The 15156-nt window shown below is 67.2% G+C and carries 24 protein-coding genes; 13 read left to right on the forward strand and 11 right to left on the reverse strand.

Annotated features, from left to right (window positions below; translation table 11 throughout):
• From ACRDSQ_RS30310 to ACRDSQ_RS30320, 3 genes are all read right to left on the reverse strand, one after another.
• Nucleotides 1-562, reverse strand: a 562-nt coding sequence (locus tag ACRDSQ_RS30310) for a hypothetical protein (RefSeq protein WP_431425812.1), incomplete at its 3' end; no start/stop codon positions are given.
• A 56-nt stretch (nt 563-618) separates the two neighbouring features.
• The gene (locus tag ACRDSQ_RS30315) at nt 619-1851 is read right to left on the reverse strand and encodes an MFS transporter (protein ID WP_431425814.1); all 1233 of its coding nucleotides are present in this window, start codon (nt 1849-1851) and stop codon (nt 619-621) included.
• 53 nt (nt 1852-1904) lie between these two features.
• Complete coding sequence (locus ACRDSQ_RS30320) at nt 1905-2954, reverse strand: alpha/beta hydrolase (RefSeq protein WP_431425816.1); 1050 nt, start codon at nt 2952-2954, stop codon at nt 1905-1907.
• 81 nt (nt 2955-3035) lie between these two features.
• On the opposite strand from ACRDSQ_RS30320, the gene ACRDSQ_RS30325 reads away from it, so the two are divergent.
• A complete protein-coding gene (locus tag ACRDSQ_RS30325; RefSeq protein ID WP_431425818.1) occupies nt 3036-3593 on the forward strand; it encodes an NADPH-dependent FMN reductase in 558 nt (185 codons plus the stop codon).
• Between the two features lie 7 nt (nt 3594-3600).
• Here ACRDSQ_RS30325 and ACRDSQ_RS30330 read toward each other — a convergent pair whose 3' ends face one another.
• A complete protein-coding gene (locus ACRDSQ_RS30330) occupies nt 3601-5442 on the reverse strand; it encodes a prolyl oligopeptidase family serine peptidase (protein WP_431425819.1) in 1842 nt (613 codons plus the stop codon).
• A gap of 59 nt (nt 5443-5501) precedes the next feature.
• Between ACRDSQ_RS30330 and ACRDSQ_RS30335 the strand changes: the two genes are divergently transcribed.
• The 3 genes from ACRDSQ_RS30335 (at nt 5502) to ACRDSQ_RS30345 (ending at nt 7035) form a co-directional block, all read left to right on the forward strand.
• Complete coding sequence (locus ACRDSQ_RS30335; RefSeq protein ID WP_431425821.1) at nt 5502-6149, forward strand: hypothetical protein; 648 nt, start codon at nt 5502-5504, stop codon at nt 6147-6149.
• 32 nt (nt 6150-6181) lie between these two features.
• A complete protein-coding gene (locus ACRDSQ_RS30340) occupies nt 6182-6391 on the forward strand; it encodes a ferredoxin (protein ID WP_431425823.1) in 210 nt (69 codons plus the stop codon).
• A 521-nt stretch (nt 6392-6912) separates the two neighbouring features.
• Entirely contained in the window at nt 6913-7035 is a 123-nt protein-coding gene (locus tag ACRDSQ_RS30345; RefSeq protein WP_431425825.1) for a hypothetical protein, read from the forward strand.
• Between the two features lie 283 nt (nt 7036-7318).
• On the opposite strand, the gene ACRDSQ_RS30350 is transcribed toward ACRDSQ_RS30345, so the two are convergent.
• From ACRDSQ_RS30350 to ACRDSQ_RS30370, 5 genes are read right to left on the reverse strand one after another with little or no spacing between them, the layout of a single operon-like run.
• Nucleotides 7319-7696: a hypothetical protein gene (locus tag ACRDSQ_RS30350; protein ID WP_431425827.1), complete on the reverse strand. Its 378-nt coding sequence runs from the start codon at nt 7694-7696 to the stop codon at nt 7319-7321.
• A gap of 43 nt (nt 7697-7739) precedes the next feature.
• A complete protein-coding gene (locus tag ACRDSQ_RS30355; RefSeq protein WP_431425828.1) occupies nt 7740-8000 on the reverse strand; it encodes a hypothetical protein in 261 nt (86 codons plus the stop codon).
• A gap of 48 nt (nt 8001-8048) precedes the next feature.
• On the reverse strand, nt 8049-8663 hold the full coding sequence (locus ACRDSQ_RS30360) for a dihydrofolate reductase family protein (RefSeq protein ID WP_431425830.1): 615 nt from the start codon (nt 8661-8663) through the stop codon (nt 8049-8051).
• Nucleotides 8660-9124 (reverse strand): SRPBCC family protein, encoded by a 465-nt coding sequence (locus ACRDSQ_RS30365; protein ID WP_431425832.1) that lies wholly within the window; start codon nt 9122-9124, stop codon nt 8660-8662. The genes ACRDSQ_RS30360 and ACRDSQ_RS30365 overlap by 4 nt, the downstream gene beginning before the upstream one ends.
• Nucleotides 9121-9465, reverse strand: a complete 345-nt coding sequence (locus ACRDSQ_RS30370) for an ArsR/SmtB family transcription factor (protein WP_431425833.1) — start codon at nt 9463-9465, stop codon at nt 9121-9123. The genes ACRDSQ_RS30365 and ACRDSQ_RS30370 overlap by 4 nt, the downstream gene beginning before the upstream one ends.
• A gap of 768 nt (nt 9466-10233) precedes the next feature.
• Between ACRDSQ_RS30370 and ACRDSQ_RS30375 the strand changes: the two genes are divergently transcribed.
• Nucleotides 10234-10443 carry a hypothetical protein gene (locus ACRDSQ_RS30375; protein WP_431425834.1) on the forward strand — a complete coding sequence of 70 codons (210 nt, stop codon included), beginning with the start codon at nt 10234-10236 and terminating at the stop codon, nt 10441-10443.
• A 4-nt stretch (nt 10444-10447) separates the two neighbouring features.
• Complete coding sequence (locus ACRDSQ_RS30380) at nt 10448-11014, forward strand: hypothetical protein (RefSeq protein WP_431425835.1); 567 nt, start codon at nt 10448-10450, stop codon at nt 11012-11014.
• A gap of 38 nt (nt 11015-11052) precedes the next feature.
• Here ACRDSQ_RS30380 and ACRDSQ_RS30385 read toward each other — a convergent pair whose 3' ends face one another.
• Both ACRDSQ_RS30385 and ACRDSQ_RS30390 read right to left on the reverse strand, forming a co-directional pair.
• On the reverse strand, nt 11053-11442 hold the full coding sequence (locus tag ACRDSQ_RS30385; protein WP_431425837.1) for a hypothetical protein: 390 nt from the start codon (nt 11440-11442) through the stop codon (nt 11053-11055).
• A 135-nt stretch (nt 11443-11577) separates the two neighbouring features.
• The gene (locus tag ACRDSQ_RS30390) at nt 11578-12429 is read right to left on the reverse strand and encodes a GntR family transcriptional regulator (protein WP_431425838.1); all 852 of its coding nucleotides are present in this window, start codon (nt 12427-12429) and stop codon (nt 11578-11580) included.
• Between the two features lie 213 nt (nt 12430-12642).
• On the opposite strand from ACRDSQ_RS30390, the gene ACRDSQ_RS30395 reads away from it, so the two are divergent.
• The 7 genes from ACRDSQ_RS30395 to ACRDSQ_RS30425 all read left to right on the forward strand — a co-directional run.
• Nucleotides 12643-12888 (forward strand): hypothetical protein, encoded by a 246-nt coding sequence (locus ACRDSQ_RS30395; RefSeq protein WP_431425840.1) that lies wholly within the window; start codon nt 12643-12645, stop codon nt 12886-12888.
• Entirely contained in the window at nt 12888-13541 is a 654-nt protein-coding gene (locus tag ACRDSQ_RS30400; protein ID WP_431425842.1) for an HNH endonuclease family protein, read from the forward strand. Before ACRDSQ_RS30395 ends, ACRDSQ_RS30400 begins: the two co-directional genes overlap by 1 nt.
• Before the next feature lie 17 nt (nt 13542-13558).
• Complete coding sequence (locus ACRDSQ_RS30405; RefSeq protein ID WP_431425844.1) at nt 13559-13822, forward strand: hypothetical protein; 264 nt, start codon at nt 13559-13561, stop codon at nt 13820-13822.
• Nucleotides 13819-14112, forward strand: coding sequence for a hypothetical protein (locus tag ACRDSQ_RS30410; RefSeq protein WP_431425846.1), 294 nt, complete (start codon nt 13819-13821; stop codon nt 14110-14112). The genes ACRDSQ_RS30405 and ACRDSQ_RS30410 overlap by 4 nt, the downstream gene beginning before the upstream one ends.
• A complete protein-coding gene (locus ACRDSQ_RS30415) occupies nt 14112-14534 on the forward strand; it encodes an RRQRL motif-containing zinc-binding protein (protein ID WP_431425847.1) in 423 nt (140 codons plus the stop codon). Before ACRDSQ_RS30410 ends, ACRDSQ_RS30415 begins: the two co-directional genes overlap by 1 nt.
• 17 nt (nt 14535-14551) lie before the next feature.
• Nucleotides 14552-14689 (forward strand): hypothetical protein, encoded by a 138-nt coding sequence (locus ACRDSQ_RS30420; RefSeq protein ID WP_431425848.1) that lies wholly within the window; start codon nt 14552-14554, stop codon nt 14687-14689.
• A gap of 254 nt (nt 14690-14943) precedes the next feature.
• On the forward strand, nt 14944-15156 hold a 213-nt coding region (locus ACRDSQ_RS30425), incomplete at its 3' end, for a hypothetical protein (RefSeq protein ID WP_431425850.1).

The following is a 15156-nucleotide window of genomic DNA, read 5'->3' on the forward strand; positions in this document are numbered from 1 at the left end:
GGGCGGGCTCTTCAACCGGCGGCGCGGGTTCCTCGACCGGCGGTGCCGGTTCCTCAACGGGCGGGGCGGGCTCTTCAACCGGCGGCGCGGGTTCCTCGATCGGCGGTGCGGGCTCCTCCGGCGGAGCCTCGTCCTTCACGCACTCGCCCTCGATCAACTCGTCGAGTGCCTTGGCGGCACCCTCGGCCTCGGTGCCCAGGGCAGCGGCATTGGGCTCGGCCGTCGTCACCACCGCGATCGCACTGTACAAATGGGACAGTAGCTTCGCGGTCGCCTCGTGACAGGGACTCAGTTCCACACCTTCACCCGGCGGCACGTCGGGCAGGCACTTGTCGGTCTGCAGCGTGGTCACGAGAGTCCGGAACGACGTGACGAGTTCTCGAGTCGTCGCGAGATCCGGCGTCTCGGCCTGCGCCTCTTCACTCAGCGAAGCCAGATTGGCCTTCAAGCTGTCGAGCGATTCACTGCATTTCATGGGCGGTTCAGCGGCGGCCGACGGCACGCCGAGGCCCACCAGACCGGTGGCAGCGGCGGCCAAACCAATGGCCAATTTCCTGAACATTCGGCTCACTTCCCCTGTGACGAGTTGAAGATCCGAAGTGCGTTCAGTCGTACGACTCAGTCGTTGCCCGGGCTAGCCGATCGTAGGCACAGCTCCGATGGTTCCTCTTGCCGGGAACCGACATTCACCTTTTCGTGAAAACGCCAGGTTGCCGCCGCGACGCCCGCCACGAGCAGTCCGCCGACCCCGGCGACGGCGAATCCCCAAGCGGGTGAACCATGATCGACAACGAACCCAACCAGGGGAGTTCCGGCCGCGGCGCCGAGGGTGAAAGCGGAACTCTGCAGCCCCGTCGCGACACCTCGCATCGACGCCGGAGCAAGGCTGCTCACCTTCTCGTTCGTGGCGGCCAGCGTCGGCGCGCACAGCGCGGTCGCGGGAATGAGCGCGAGCGCCAGGAGCAGCCAGTGCTGGCCGGACGCGATGCCGACCGGCAGGATGAGCAGGCTCATCAGTCCCATGAGGACAGACTGCTGGAACGGCCGCCGCAGCGTGCCGTAGACGATGCCGCCGACGGCCGAGGACACGCAGGTGATCGCGATGACCAGGCCGGTCCACTCGAGTTGGCCCGTCTCGCGCAGCGCGGCGACCACGGCGACGTCGATACCGGCGAGCACGAAGATCGAGCCCGCGCCGACGGCGAGCACGCCGAGCAGGCGTGGGGTCAGCCATTCCCGGCGCGGCAGGCGCCGTCCGCCCGCGACCTCCTCGTGGTCGGCCCGCACCTTCGGGTTGATCACGAACAGCAGCGTGCCGCTGAGGAACACCGCGACCGCCATCGCCGTGAGCGTCCACGAGGTCGACATCCCCGTCGACAGGGCGACGGCCGCCGCGGGGCCGATCATGAACGTCAGCTCGGTGGAGACCGAGTCGAGCGAGTACGCCGTGCGCCGCAGGTCCTCGGCCACGACCGCGGCGATCGCCTGGCGGCCGATGGACATCGCGGGGATCACCAGGAACCCGCCGAAGAACGCCAGGACCAGCAGAATCTCGTAGTTCATGAACCGCGCCGACGCCCAGAACGCCGTCTCGCCGACGGTGACGATCATCAGCAGCCTGCGCAGGCCGTAGCGGTCGACCACCCGGCCCATGATCGGCGACCCGAGCGCGATCCCGACGGTCGCCGAAGCGCCGACGAGACCGGCTTGGCCGTAGCCCAGGTCCATGCCGACGGCGACATGCAGCATCAGCACGATCGCCGCGGCCGAGACCGGGATCCGTGCGAAGAGCATGACGATCATGAGCGTGCGCACACCGGGGAGGCCGAGCGTCCGGCGGTACTGCTGCATGGGGTCATCCGACCTCTTTCGGTTGCTCCCGGCAACCGAATTACGGCCGTGGCTCAGGTGAGGGCGAGCGCGGCTTTCAGGGTGGTCGCCGCTTCCGCTGTCGCTTCCTTGAACCTGGTCCCCACGCTGATGAAGGTGGCGTAGCCGTGGATCAGGTCCGGGTGCCGCCGGGCGATCGTCGGAACGCCGGACGCCTTCAGCTTCTCCGCGTACGCCTCGCCCTCGTCGCGCAGCGGGTCGAAGCCCGCCGTGGCGACGTAGGCCGGGGGCATGTTCGTGAGGTCCTCGGCGAGCAGGACGGAGAACCGAGGGTCCGACCGCTCGGCGAGGTCCGGGCAGTAGTGGTCGCTGAACCAGTCCATGTCGTCGCTCGTCAGGAAGAAGCCCTCGGCGAACAGCTCGCGCGACTCGCGGCGGACCGAGGCGTCCACGGCCGGGTAGAACAGCAACTGGAAGACCGGCTTGGGGCCGCCCGCCTGGACTGCCTGATGCGCCGTGACCGCGGCCAGGTTGCCACCCGCGCTGTCGCCGCCGACCGCGATCCGCTCGGGGTCGATGCCCAGCTCGGCGGCGTTCTTCACGGCCCAGTGGAAGGCGGCCAGGGCATCGTCCGCGGCGGCGGGGAAGCGGTGCTCCGGGGCCAGGCGGTAGTCGACCGAGAGGACCTTCACGCCCGCCTCGATGGCGAGGAAGCGGCAGAGATTGTCGTGGGAGTCGAGGGAGCCGACGACCCAGCCGCCACCGTGATAGAAGACCAGCAGCGGAACGTCGTCGCCGAGGCCGTCCGGGGTGTAGAAGCGGGCCGGGATGTCGTTCTCGATGGTGAGACCGCGCACACTGACCGGCTCGATCGGGGGGCCGGTGATGAGTGCCTTCGAGGCGGCGAGCCGCTCGCGTGCCTGCACCGGTGTGCCGTCGGCGAGCTTGAATCCGGCGAGTTTCTCCAGGACCAGCAGGAGCTGCGCGTCCAGCGCCAATTCCTGGCCGTCAATGCGAATCGGGGCGCCGACGATGGCCCTTCGCAGCGCCTTCGGCAGGGCGTAGGTCGCCCGGACGGTCGCCGCCTGGACACGCAGGGGGATCTTGCTCATCAACTTTGACATCAAGCCTCCTCGACTCGAAGCTGGACGTTACCCGTCGGTAGGCCGCTGGTCACCCATCCGTCGGGTGGAAGGATGGAGAGCGTGACGGTCTCGGTGGTCGGTATCGGTGGGTCGCTGCGCGCGGACTCCCAGTCGGAGCGCGCCCTGCGGGTCGCGCTGGCCGGGGCGGCGGAGGCGGGGGCGAAGACGACGATCCTGTCCGGGGCCGATCTGGTGCTCCCGTTCTACGACCCGGCGGTCCCCGAGCGCTCCGCGGCGGCCATGCGCCTGGTCGAGGAACTGCGTGAGGCCGACGGGGTCGTGCTGGTCTCGCCCGGTTACCACGGGACGGTGTCCGGACTGGTCAAGAACGCCCTGGACTACGTCGAAGACCTCCGCGAGGACGAGCGCCCCTACCTGCATGGGCGGGCCGTGGGCTGCGTGGCCACCGCGTCCGGCTGGCAGGCGTCGGTGACCACGCTGACCGCCCTGCGCTCGGTCGTGCATTCGCTGCGCGGCTGGCCGACACCCCTGGGCGTGGCCGTGAACTCGGCCGAGGTGCTGTTCGACGGCTCCGGCGAGTGCGGCGACCCGCAGGTCTCGACGAACCTGCGGACCATCGGCCTGCAGGTCGTCGAATTCGCCCTAGCGCACTCCTAGCCGACCATCACCGCAGCTTCAGCGCCTTCAGCGCGAAGTACACCTCGATCAGCGACTGCTTGATCGTCTCGGCCACCACCAGCGAGCCGTGGCCCGCGTCGTAGCGGTAGACCTCGTACGGGACCTCGCGCTCGGCCAGCCGGTCGAGGTAGTTGTCGATCTGCCGGATCGGGCAGCGCGGGTCGTTCTCGCCCGCCACCACCAGCACCGGCACCCGCACCTGGTCGACGTAGGTGATCGGGGAGCACTCGACGTAGCGGTCGTGCAGTTCCTCCGGTGAACCGCCGAACAGGGCGCGGTCGAACGCGCGCAGCGGCTCCATCTCGTCCTCGTAGGCGGCCAGGTAGTCGGCCACCGGCACGCCCGCGACCCCCGCGGCCCACAGGTCGGGCTGGGTGCCGAGCGCGAGCAGGCTCAGGTAGCCGCCCCACGACGCGCCGTTCACCACGCAGCGCGCGGGGTCGGCGAGACCGGACTCGACCGCCCAGGCGTGCACGGCGGCGACGTCGGCCAGCTCGGTCAGGCCGGGCCTGCCCTCGATCGCGTCCCGCCACGCGGAGCCGTAGCCGGTGGAGCCGCGGTAGTTGACGTGCACGACGGCGAACCCGGCGTCGAGCCAGAGGGCGCGGTAGGCGGAGAAGCGGTCCTCGTCGGCCGCGTGCGGGCCGCCGTGGAGGCTGAACACCGTGGGCAGCGGGCCGTCCGGGGCGTTCTGCGGGCGGGAGACCAGCGCGTGGACGCGGCCGTTCTCGGTCTCCACGAACACGTCGTCGAGCTTCACCGAGTGCGGCGCGGTGTCGCCGGGCGCGGCGAGCAGGACGCGCTCGGTGCCGTCGGTGAACAGGGCGCGCACGACCGTCGGCTCGGCGGCGCTCGACCAGGAGTACTCGACCGTGCCGTCCGGGCGCGGGCTCGCGGAGCCGATCGTGCCCTTCGGCGTGTCCAAAGTAGACAGCTCGCCGGTCGCGATGTCGTAGCGGTGCAGCGAATCCCGAGCCTCGTGGGTGTGCGCGACCAGGAGAGCGGTGCCGTCGGTGAACCAGGCGGCGGTGACCTCGCCGGGCAGGTCGATGGTGAGTTCCTGCTCGGTGTCGGCCTCGACGTCCCAGATCAGCAGCTCCTCGCGGCCCCGGCGCTCATGGGAGACCAGCAGCCGCGGGTCGCCCGCGACCGGGCAGAACGCGATGCCGTCGAGCCCCTTGCCCTTGCCGTCCCACTTCTCCGCGACCGTCGACCCGTCGGCCACCGACAGCACCCGCAGCGCCGGGTGCCGGTTGTCGCCGTGCTCGGAGTGCGCGATCGCGACCAGCCGCTCGTCATACGACAGCGCCGAGACACCGCCGTCGTGCTCGTCGCGGTAGATCACCGCGGCGTCGGCGCCGCCGCGTGCGAGGAAGATCGTCGTGCCGTCGTCGTCCGCGACGCCCACCACGGCGACCTCGCGGCCGATCTCGACCCCCGCCGGGTAGCCGTCCTTGGTCCCGGCGACCGCGGGGACGGGCTTGCCGTCGCTCGGAAGGCCGGCGAACGGCTCCCGCACCCAGCCGCCGAACTCGTCGCCGTCGGTGTCGGCGAACCACCAGATGTGCTCGCCGTCCGGGGCCACCTCGGCGTGCAGCGTGCCGTTGGGGCGGTCGGTGACCTGGCGGTGGGTGTCGGTGACCCGGTCCCAGGCGTAGACCTCCCAGACGCCGCTCACGTTGGAGACATACACGTTGCGGTCGGGCGCGTCCCTGGCCCAGCTCGGCAGCGAGAGCCGCGCGGCGTGGAACCGCGCCCGCCAGCGCTCCTCGGCTTCGTCATCGGCGAACAGGCGGTCGGGGACCTCGGCGACAGGATGGTTGGTCACAGGGCCAATCCTGCCAGGCGGGTAGCCTTGACGTCGTCCGCTCGGCGGAGGAGGCCGCGATGTCAGATCCCTGGCAGGGCCATTTCGCGCCGCAACAGGCGTTCTTCGCCCCGCACGCGCCGGAGCCGCCGGGCAAGAAGCCGGTCAAGCTCTGGGCTTTCCTGTCGGTGCTGGTCGTGGCGGTGCTCGCGGCCGTGACCTGGTTGGTCGTCGAGACCACCCGCACCCCCGAACGCCCGGCCACGTCGGCGGCCGACCTGGACCGCACCACCAAGACGGTGACGGCGGAGGACGGCCGCAGCGCCGTGACGATCCCGGCCAAGTGGGCCGAGCTGCCCGAGGAATTCCGGGTCCCCGGCAGCGTCCTCGCCTTCGGGCAGGTCTTCCAGGAGCGCTACCTCATGGTGGTCAGCGACGACAAGTCCGACTTCACCGACTTCGCCGACTACGAGGAAACCGCCGAGATCGCGCTGACCTCACTGTCCGGAGCGGTCGTCGGGCAGCCGGTCGACACCACCCTCGGTGGTCTGCCCGCGGTGCAGTACGAGGTCAACGGCATGTTCGACGACATGGCCGTCGTGTACTGGTGCACCGTGGTCGAAGGCGAACGCGCCTACCACCAGATCCTCACCTGGACCCTCGCCGACCGCCGCGCCGCGAGTGAACCGTCGCTGCGAGAAGTCGTGAATACCTTCCGCGAGAAGTAGTTCACGGCCGCCGTTGGGCTTATGTTGGATCGGTGACCTGGAAACTGGAAGTGAACGCGGGGGCGTGCATGGCCTCCGGTCTGTGCGCGGGCATCGCCCCTGACCACTTCACCCTCGAGGGCGTCAGCGCCGTCGCGAACACCCCCGAGGTCGAACCCGACGACGACGTCCTCGAAGCGGCCGAATCGTGCCCCGCGATGGCCATCTCGGTGACCGAGAACGGCCGCGATCTACTGGCCTGAATTGTCGTACCCCCCGGGTAGTTTTCCTTGGTAGGCAAGGGAAACGAGGGGAGCCACGATGATCAGCACGACATCGTTCGCGGAGTACGCCACGGGCGGTCGGCGCAGGCGCACGGAGATCGTCGCCGCCCAACTGGTGGCAGGCGACGTCCAGTTCTACCGTCCGATCCTCGACGCGATCCGGGTCGCCGTGTCGGTGGGAGACCTGTCGGTCCTGGCGCGCGCGGTGGACCAGGCGGAACTGACTGGCCAGTCCCGCGCTTTCGCCGAGATCGCCGACGGCTTCGTCGGTTGGTGGTCGAAGGCGCGGGCAACCCCGATCCGCTGCGGCGCGAGTGCGTTGCGGGTGGGGGACGTGGACTTGTCCGTGGTGCCACACCTGGCGGTGCGGTCGTCGGCGGGGGACCAGGTGATCATGTTCCACTTCAAGGAGCAACCGCTGGAAAAGGACGCCGCACACGCGGCCCTGCGGATCCTGCAGATCTGCATGGACGACTTGGCGCCGGGGGGGGTCGGCACTGATGGTGGATGTCCGCCGCGGCAAGGAGTTCCGCTTGGCCCGCAACGTGAACCTGGCGTCCGTGGACGCCTGGCTGACCGCTTCGGCAAGCGCTTTCGCCTCCCATCTGCGGGCGGCTTTGTAGGGCTCGTGATCGGGCCCTGTCCACGCGGACGGGGCCTGATCACTCAGCCAGGTAATCGACCGCACTGGAGTAGCCGATGTCGGCGAAGCGACGCAGCTCGTCCAGGTCTTCGCGCCACTAGGCGAGATCGATCAGCCTCTCGGCAGCCGCTGAGACGCCCTTGTCGGCGAACGCCCGCAAGTCGTCCACATCGCCCAACTCGTCGCTCGCGCGAGCAAGTCCTCGACAGCGGCTTCATCGCCCCTGCCTGCCGGCGCCCGTAGGTCGAGGAGACCAGCGTCGCTCACCGCGCGTGGCTCAGGTAGTGCCGCATATCGTCCCGCCCATCCAGTACCCGGGTGTCGACGTCCGCCGGATCCGCTTCCGCGAGACAAGCTAGGGCTTCGACGAGTGCAACCGATTCGTCGCTCAGGCTGCCGAAGCGCCGGGCAGCGTGGCCCAGGCAGAGACCGGCCAGCCCGAGCAACGGACTTCCCGCCACGGCCCGCGTTCCCAGTGTCAGACAACAGTGCTCGATGAACCGAAGGTCATCGCACCGCAGCGCTATATCGACTAGGGCATCCGCCGCCGCGCTTTCGCCTGACCGGTCGCCGAGCGCACTTGCCAAGATCGCGAACAGCTCCGGATGGTCGAGGCTGTCGGGACATTCGGTGTGCGGCACCCGGCGAGACTAGGCGAACCCACGGCCCCCGACGAACCGAGTTTCACTCGCCGGTGAGCTCCTGCAACTGCTCGGCCGCAGTGGTGTTGCCGCCGTCGGCGAGGCGGCGCAGTTCGTGCAGGTCGCCCAGCTCGGTGGCCAGTTCGATCAGTTGATCGGCCGCGTCGGAGTTGCCGTTGTCGGCGAGTCTGCGCAACCCGCCTATGTCCCCGCGCTCGCCGGCGAGCTGGACCAGCTCGTCGGCCGCGTCTCGGTCGCCCGCCTCGGCACGCTCCCGCAGGGCGGCCATCTCGGAATCAGTCACGATCGCAAGCCTCGGACCTGGTCGCCACAACCGCAACCCGTGGAATGGTCAGTCCTGAGTGATCACCTTGTAGGAGAGGTGCTCCGCGCTCGGTGCGGACACTGATTCGACCAATTCCAGTCGCACCCGCTTGGACTCCTCGGCCGGGAACAGCCGGGTGCCCGCGCCGAGGACGATGGGCGCGAGGTGGATGTGCAGAAGATCCACCAGGCCCGCGGCCAGGAACGCGTGGCACGTCTGGCCGCCGCCCATGACTACGACATCCTTCTCACCCGCCGCCGCACGAGCTTTGTCCACCGCGCTGCGCAAACCGTCGGTGACGAACGTGAACCGGTCACCGAGCCGCCAGGTGTCCGGCGCCGAGTGAGTCATCACGAACACCGGCGGCGGCGACTTGGTCTGGTCGCGCTCCGCGCCGTAGCCGACATCGTCGCTCCAGCCGTCGGGCCCGTCGATGATGTCGAACAACCGGCGGCCCATGATCACCGCGCCGGTCCGGGCGACGGCGTCGTCCAACACCTTCTGATTGGCGGGCGCATGGTTGAACGCCCAGTCGTGCAACGGTTCGCCGCCGACACCCAGGCCATGCTTCAGGTCCGCGCCCGCCGCGGTCACGTATCCGTCTAGGGACATCGAGATGTCCACGATCACCTGGCCGGTCATCGGGCCAGCACCTCGTCCAGGCGCGACATCGAGTCGCGGAGACCGTGCTCCATGCCGCTTTCGATCATCGCGTCGCGGCTTTCCACCGACGGGAAGACGGAGTGGGTGCGCACGCGGGTGCGTCCACCGAGGTCCTCGAAGGTCAGCGTCTCGATGCTGACGTCGTCCGGCCAGCCGTCGTACTGGAAGGTCTGCACGATCCGCTCATTCGCCACGACCGCGTGGAACACGCCCCGGAAGCTGTACTCACCCGACTCGTCACGGTGGACGTAGCTGTAGCGACCGCCGGTGGTGGCGTCGTACTCGACCAGGGTCATCGTTGTTCCGACAGGGCCCAACCACTGCGGGACGAGTTCGGGGTCGGTCCAGGCCCGGAACACCTTGGCCGGGCTGGCGTCGAACTCGCGCACGACGTCGATGAAGGGCGTGCCAGGCGGGGTGGTGATCGTCGTTTCGTTCATTTCTCCTGCTCCTCCATGGTTTTCAGGACCGCGTCGAGCCGGCGATAGCGCTGCTCGGCGACGAGCCGGTACTTGTCGATCCAGCCGGTTAGCTGCTCCAAGGCGGCCGCGTCCAAATGACACGGCCTGCGCTGGGCGTCGCGGCTGCGGGTGATCAGGCCCGCCGCTTCCAGGACCTGTATGTGCCGTGAGACCGCCTGTTTGGTGATGGAGAACGGCTCGGCCAACTCGTTCACGGTCGCGTCCCCACGGGACAGCCGGGCGATCATCGCGCGCCGAACGGGATCCCCCAGCGCGGTGAACGCCCGGTTCAACCGCTCCTCCGACTTGTCAACAGGCATGTTGGTCAACTCATCTCTTTATCAACCGATGTGTTGACAATAGGCCGCTGTCGCGGGCACGTCAAGCCTTCAGAGGGCTGCGATCGGCGAGTGGCTGCCAGTTGGTCCGGCAAAGACAAATCAGGCCCTGTCCACACCTAAGTGGACAGGGCCTGAGCTGGTCGGGGTGACAGGATTTGAACCTGCGACCTCTTCGTCCCGAAGGCATCTCATACCTCTCCTGACTAGGCGTACCAGCAGGTCAGCGACGGTTTGGTGTCCATGGACGTCCAGCGCTGTCTACGCCTGTCCGTGCCGGTTGTCAGGCAGTACGTCAGGCAGAGCGGCTGAAACATTGCTGGGGTGTGTCAGACCCGGCCGGGCCAGGCCGCCCACGCCACCGGGCCCCACCCCAATGTTTCAGCCGCTCTTGGGTGTCTCTGTGACATACAGAGAGAGTGGGAGTGACAGGACGTCTGAGGTGTCACTCCCGCTGTCACTCCCGTTTTCGCAGGTCAACGGCCATCGAGTGACAGAGTGACAGGTGTGACAGGCGCGCGGGTCAAGCGACACGATCGCCACTGGCGGTCGATGACGCCCCGAAGACCCATCAACGCCGACAGGTTGCATCTTTCGGACGTGTCGTGGCTGCCAGGTGCAGGTACCGTCGTTGTGTTAGGTACGGAAGAGTGATGTCACTGAGACATGTACCAAGCTGTGACCTGCGTGTCGTTTACTGTCGTGGCTGGGTGGCATGCTAAGGGCACTGACCTGGGGGAGGAGCTGGACATGGTCAACGACGTAGCAGCGGATGTTGAGGTTGACGAACTGTCGGCTGAGGCGGCTGCCCGAGCCTTCGACGCGATCACACAACGGGAGATGGGCATTTCGGGGGCTGAGTTCCTCGAACGCTGGGATGCTGGCGAGTGGGAGCAGACAGACTTCGATGAAGTCCCTGGCCTGGTCGATGTGTGGATGAGCATCCCGTTGGTACGATGATCACGTGCCAGGACGCACCCCCGAAGAAGCGGTCGACCAGTTCTTAGGCCCTCTCCGCCGAGCTCTTAAAGTTCTCGACGGACACGCGCGAATCACTCTTGCCGCAAAGGGCGGATTCCGAAAAGGCCAGCCGTACGAGTGGACACTCAATGCCGGGCAAGGCATGTCACTCACTCAGACCGGCACGTTCTTCGCATCGATGCGTTTCGAGATTGTCGACTCAAACCCGGATGAACACGACGAAGGCCACAAAGGCAAATTCCGATGTTCGACACGCGCTTACAACTATAAGTTGGCGACCCCTCGCGGATCGGATTTGTGGCGAATTCATTGGCACCCCGTAGGCGTCAGCCCGGCCAAGGAGCCACACATTCACCTTCCCCCGGATCTTGGTCGTCACTTGCCGACCGGTCGCATCACCTTCGAAAAGGCGATCGCTTGGATGATCGAGTACGATGCGCCGCTTCGTTTGGAGCGAGATGCCGCCTTGGCGGAATTGGCCGAAGTTGAAGCCGGGCACCTTTTGAACCGTACGTGGTCCGATCGTCCGCGCGAATCACCGCAAGGTTGATCGTCCAGTGACCGGTGTGACACGTCTGCTAATGGACTTCATCGCTGCCGGACATGTTCGTCAATTAACCGGGCGGCTAGTTCTGGCTCGACCTGCGACGTGTCGATCCGTAGGTCGGCGGCCGCAAGGCGCTCGGTCTGGTCCCATGCGGTGAGCCGTTCCTCTACATCGCCTGTCGAACGGGCAACGATCCGCGATTCCGCGATGTCGCGCGGACACCACAGTTCAACGACAGTCCAACGTGTGCGGACCGCCTGAATCGTCGCCTGCACGGCCATGTCCTGCCCAAGGTGCAGCACCGGGATTGACTCTTTGACCATGGTCAGTAGGTGCTGACGATCGACTACATAGAGCGCACGATATCGACGGTTCTCCCATATGATGTCGCCATTGGTTCGCAGAGTGTCCACATCAGGATCGGTCGCCATTCGGTAGCCGACTGTTCGCCCTGGTCCGACCTTAATTCGCGAGTACTGACAATACGTCTGATCGAGTGCGCTTAAGGCTGCCGCAACTGTGTCTTTACCAGACGCGGGAGGGCCGTACAGGATAACGCCAGGCACCTACGATCCTTCCGATTCGACAAGTTCGGCCAGCAGTTCACGCGCCTGCACCTGCAACGGGATGCCGGAAACGCAGTTGTCTATGACAACGTGTGGGACAGGCGGCCGGAAGTCAATGTCGATCATTTTCAGATATTGAGGCCAGTTAGCCAGCTTTGCTGCGTCGCGAGCTGCGCCGCGATGACGCACGTAGGTGTGCATAGTGTCAGCGTCGCAGTACACCCAAGCAATCGTCAGCGTGGCGTTGACGCTCTCGCACGCGGCACGGATGCGACTCAGCCAGGCGCTATCTCGAAACTCGCGCAGAAATGGCGCGGTAACGATGGCGCTATTCCCACACTGAATGTTCTCGGTCATCGCCGCAATGAGCGCTTCGTACTCGCGCGGTCGAATAAGGTCAAGATATTGTTCGGACTCTCGATCATGTGGCGATAGCCCGATAATCTCCAAGGCCGCCTCAACGACGGGCCGAGTCAGCGTGTCTTTGTCGAGCATCGGCCAACCGGTCTCGCGGGCAAGCACGCGGCCCAGCTCAGTCTTGCCGCTTCCGGCATAACCCCCGACGAGAAGTACGTGCGGTTTAGCGGGCCGAACCTCGTTCCGCACCGCCTGGCCTGGCGCGTTGACGACGCGACCGGCTCGCGGCTTGCTCACGACCAGGCCCTCGTCGGCCAAGACCCGCATTGCTTCGTTGATGGTGAACACGCTGACGTCCCACCGGTCTGCGAGTTCTCGCGTAGACGGGAGTGCCTGCCCATCTCGGAGGCTGCCTGCCGCGATGGCGTTGCGGATGTTGCGGGCTACCTGCTGGTACTGCGACTCGCCGCGAGTGATTCGGGAGCGTTCCGGCACGTGGCCCTCCTGGCTTGCGAACGAGGATCGACCGCTGGCCAATCCCTTGCAGGCTTACAACCTACCAGATGCCTAACAGTCTTTCGTCTGGCGTTTCCGCAGGTGGGACCACGTTCTGCAACCACTTGGCGGCTAACAGTTGACCGGTGTGCATAACAACTGTTAGCTTGTGTCCACGGCCACACCAGGTGGCCCGGACACAGGGAGTAAGTCGTGAAGAAGCGACACGAGAGGCCTAAGCCGCGGCTCACGGTCGGCCCAGCTGCGGTCAATCAATTGCTTGCCGAGGTCTACGCCGAGTTGCGGGTGTCGCCGCCTGCGGCTCCCACATCGGCGTTGTTGGACGGTTCGGCGTTGGAGCGGCGGTTGCGCCGTGAGGAGCGTCGGGCGATTCGTGCGGTGGTGCGGGCGTTGCCGTCGCGTCGGGTGGTTGTTGCGGTTGAGAGCGAGGCCGCGTGATGGCCGGGCGTTGGGTTCCGGCTCTTGTGGCCGTGGTCGCGTTGTCCGGTTGCCGTGCGGTCGCTGCCGACGAGTCCACGGTGGACGCCGCTGGTCTGCTTGCCGCGTTGGGTGAGCCGCGTACTGAGGACACCGGGGCGCATTACGACCGCGACGCTTGGGGCGGTTGGGTCAACGACGGTGCGGGCTGCAACACCCGTGAACGGGTTCTCGCCGAACAGGCCGTGGCCGGTAGCCCGTTCCAGCGTGGCAAGGGATGCAAGCCCCGGTGCCCCCAGACCGAGGCCGCCCCGGTGCCGTGCTGGATCTCCGCGTATGACGGTGTGAAGGTTGCCAACCCGGACGGCTTGCAGGTCGACCACGTGGTTCCGGTGAAGGAGGCCAACCGGTCCGGCGCCCGCGCCTGGACCGCGCAGCTGCGCGCGGAGTTCTACAACGACCACGCGAACCTGTGGGCGGTCACGGGCAAGTCCAACGGGTCCAAGTCCGATAAGGACCCCGGCAAGTGGAAGCCGACCGACCGCACGTCGTGGTGCGCCTACGCCACCGCTTACGCCCAGGTGAAGGCCAAGTACGCGCTGCACGTCGACCAGGCGGAGCGCGCCGGTCTGCTCGCGATGCTCAACACGTGCCCGGCCGGGGGTGTCCGATGAGGATCACTAACAACGCGATGAGCAGCGAACACACCCGCCACCACGCGCGCACCGTTCTCGCCGGTGACCCGTCCGGGCTGTGGGTGGTGTCCTGGCTGCCGAACCTGCCAGTGACCCGCAACCAGGCCATCACCGCGATCACCCTTGCCGAGGTCGTCAAGCAGGGTGTCGAACCGGGAGACCGGATGTGGCCGGTGGTCGTGTCCTGGGCCGCCGAGTTGGGGCTGACCGGGGCGGACGCGGTCAACCGGATCGCGCAGGACTGGGACGGTGCCCGATGAGCACCTTGGCCAGAGCCGTCCTGCTGTTCGTCGTCGTGGTGGCCATCGCCAAGGCCAAGCCCGCCGAGGACGGCACGACCGTGCCGACGTTGGACTCGCACGGCACCGATGTCGAGTACAGCGCCAACTGTGACGAGCACGGCCGCGCGTCCGACGTGGTCCCGAACACCAAGGCCGCACGTGACGCGGCAAACGCACGCTGCGCCCAGACGCACGAAGCACTGAAGGAGACGCCGTGGCCGTCCGGGGTGTCCCAGGTGCCGTTCCCGTTCCCGAACGGGGGCAAGTGATGGCACGCACGTTTCCGTGGGTGCTCGCCGATGTGGCGTGGTCCCCGGTTCAGGAGTTCACCCGTGGCAAGCACCTGGGCCTGCCGCTGCTGTCGTGGGGCACCGCACCCCGGAACCTGTTGGCCACCCGCCGCCAGTTGACCGCGATGGGGTTGCGGCCGAATGGGCAGGAACCCGTGGCGTACATGTACTTCCGGTGCCGTCGCGCCTGCAAGCAGGTGTTCGCCGAGCTGTTCCTCATCACCAAGGCCGCGCCGAAGCGCACCGCCACCCCGGCACAGCAGACCGCGATCGCCAAGGCCAATCTCGCTCGCCGCATCTGCGGTGAGTGCGGGCGTGACGCCGGGTACGTGGTGCCGCGTGAGCACGGCCTGTGCCACCCCTGCTGGGAGTTCGCCGAGTACGCCATCAACGCCGCATAGCCGAAAGGACACCTCTGATGACCTGCCCCACCTGCAACGGAAACCCCACCTCGTGCCAGACCTGCGGAGGCGACGGCGTGGTGCCCGACTGGCTCGCCGACCCCACCGTCAACGGTGCCGCCGCCGCATCCACTTGGCGACGCACGAAGACCTAGCAGGAGCCCGACCACGGAAGACCAACGATCACCGGGAGATCGCACGTGAACACCGACCACAACCAGCCCACCCACTCCGAGTGCCCCTACTGCGACTGGCCCGGTGGTCACCACCCCGGCTGCCCCAACGCCCGCCGCACCGAGAAGAGGTGAACCGCCATGTGTCCCGAGGGTTGCTACAAGCACTTCGACCCGACGACCCGCAAGTGGGTGTGCTGCAAGTGCGGCCACTGACCACTCAGGAGGTGAAACCCATGAACACCAACAACATCGGCCAGATGAGCACCACCCGGACCGGCGACCCTTCCGCCAAGAAAACCCGCCGATCCGGGGCTCCCACCCACCAGCAAGCGAATGGAGAGAACCCCATGATGCTCGATGCCCTGTCCACCGGCCCACTGTGGGCCGCCATGTACGAACAGGAACGCGACGAGCACCGCGTCACCGTCGACTGGGCCGGTGGCCTG

The sequence above is a fragment of the Actinokineospora sp. genome, from assembly GCF_050699995.1.
Lineage (GTDB): Bacteria > Actinomycetota > Actinomycetes > Mycobacteriales > Pseudonocardiaceae > Actinokineospora.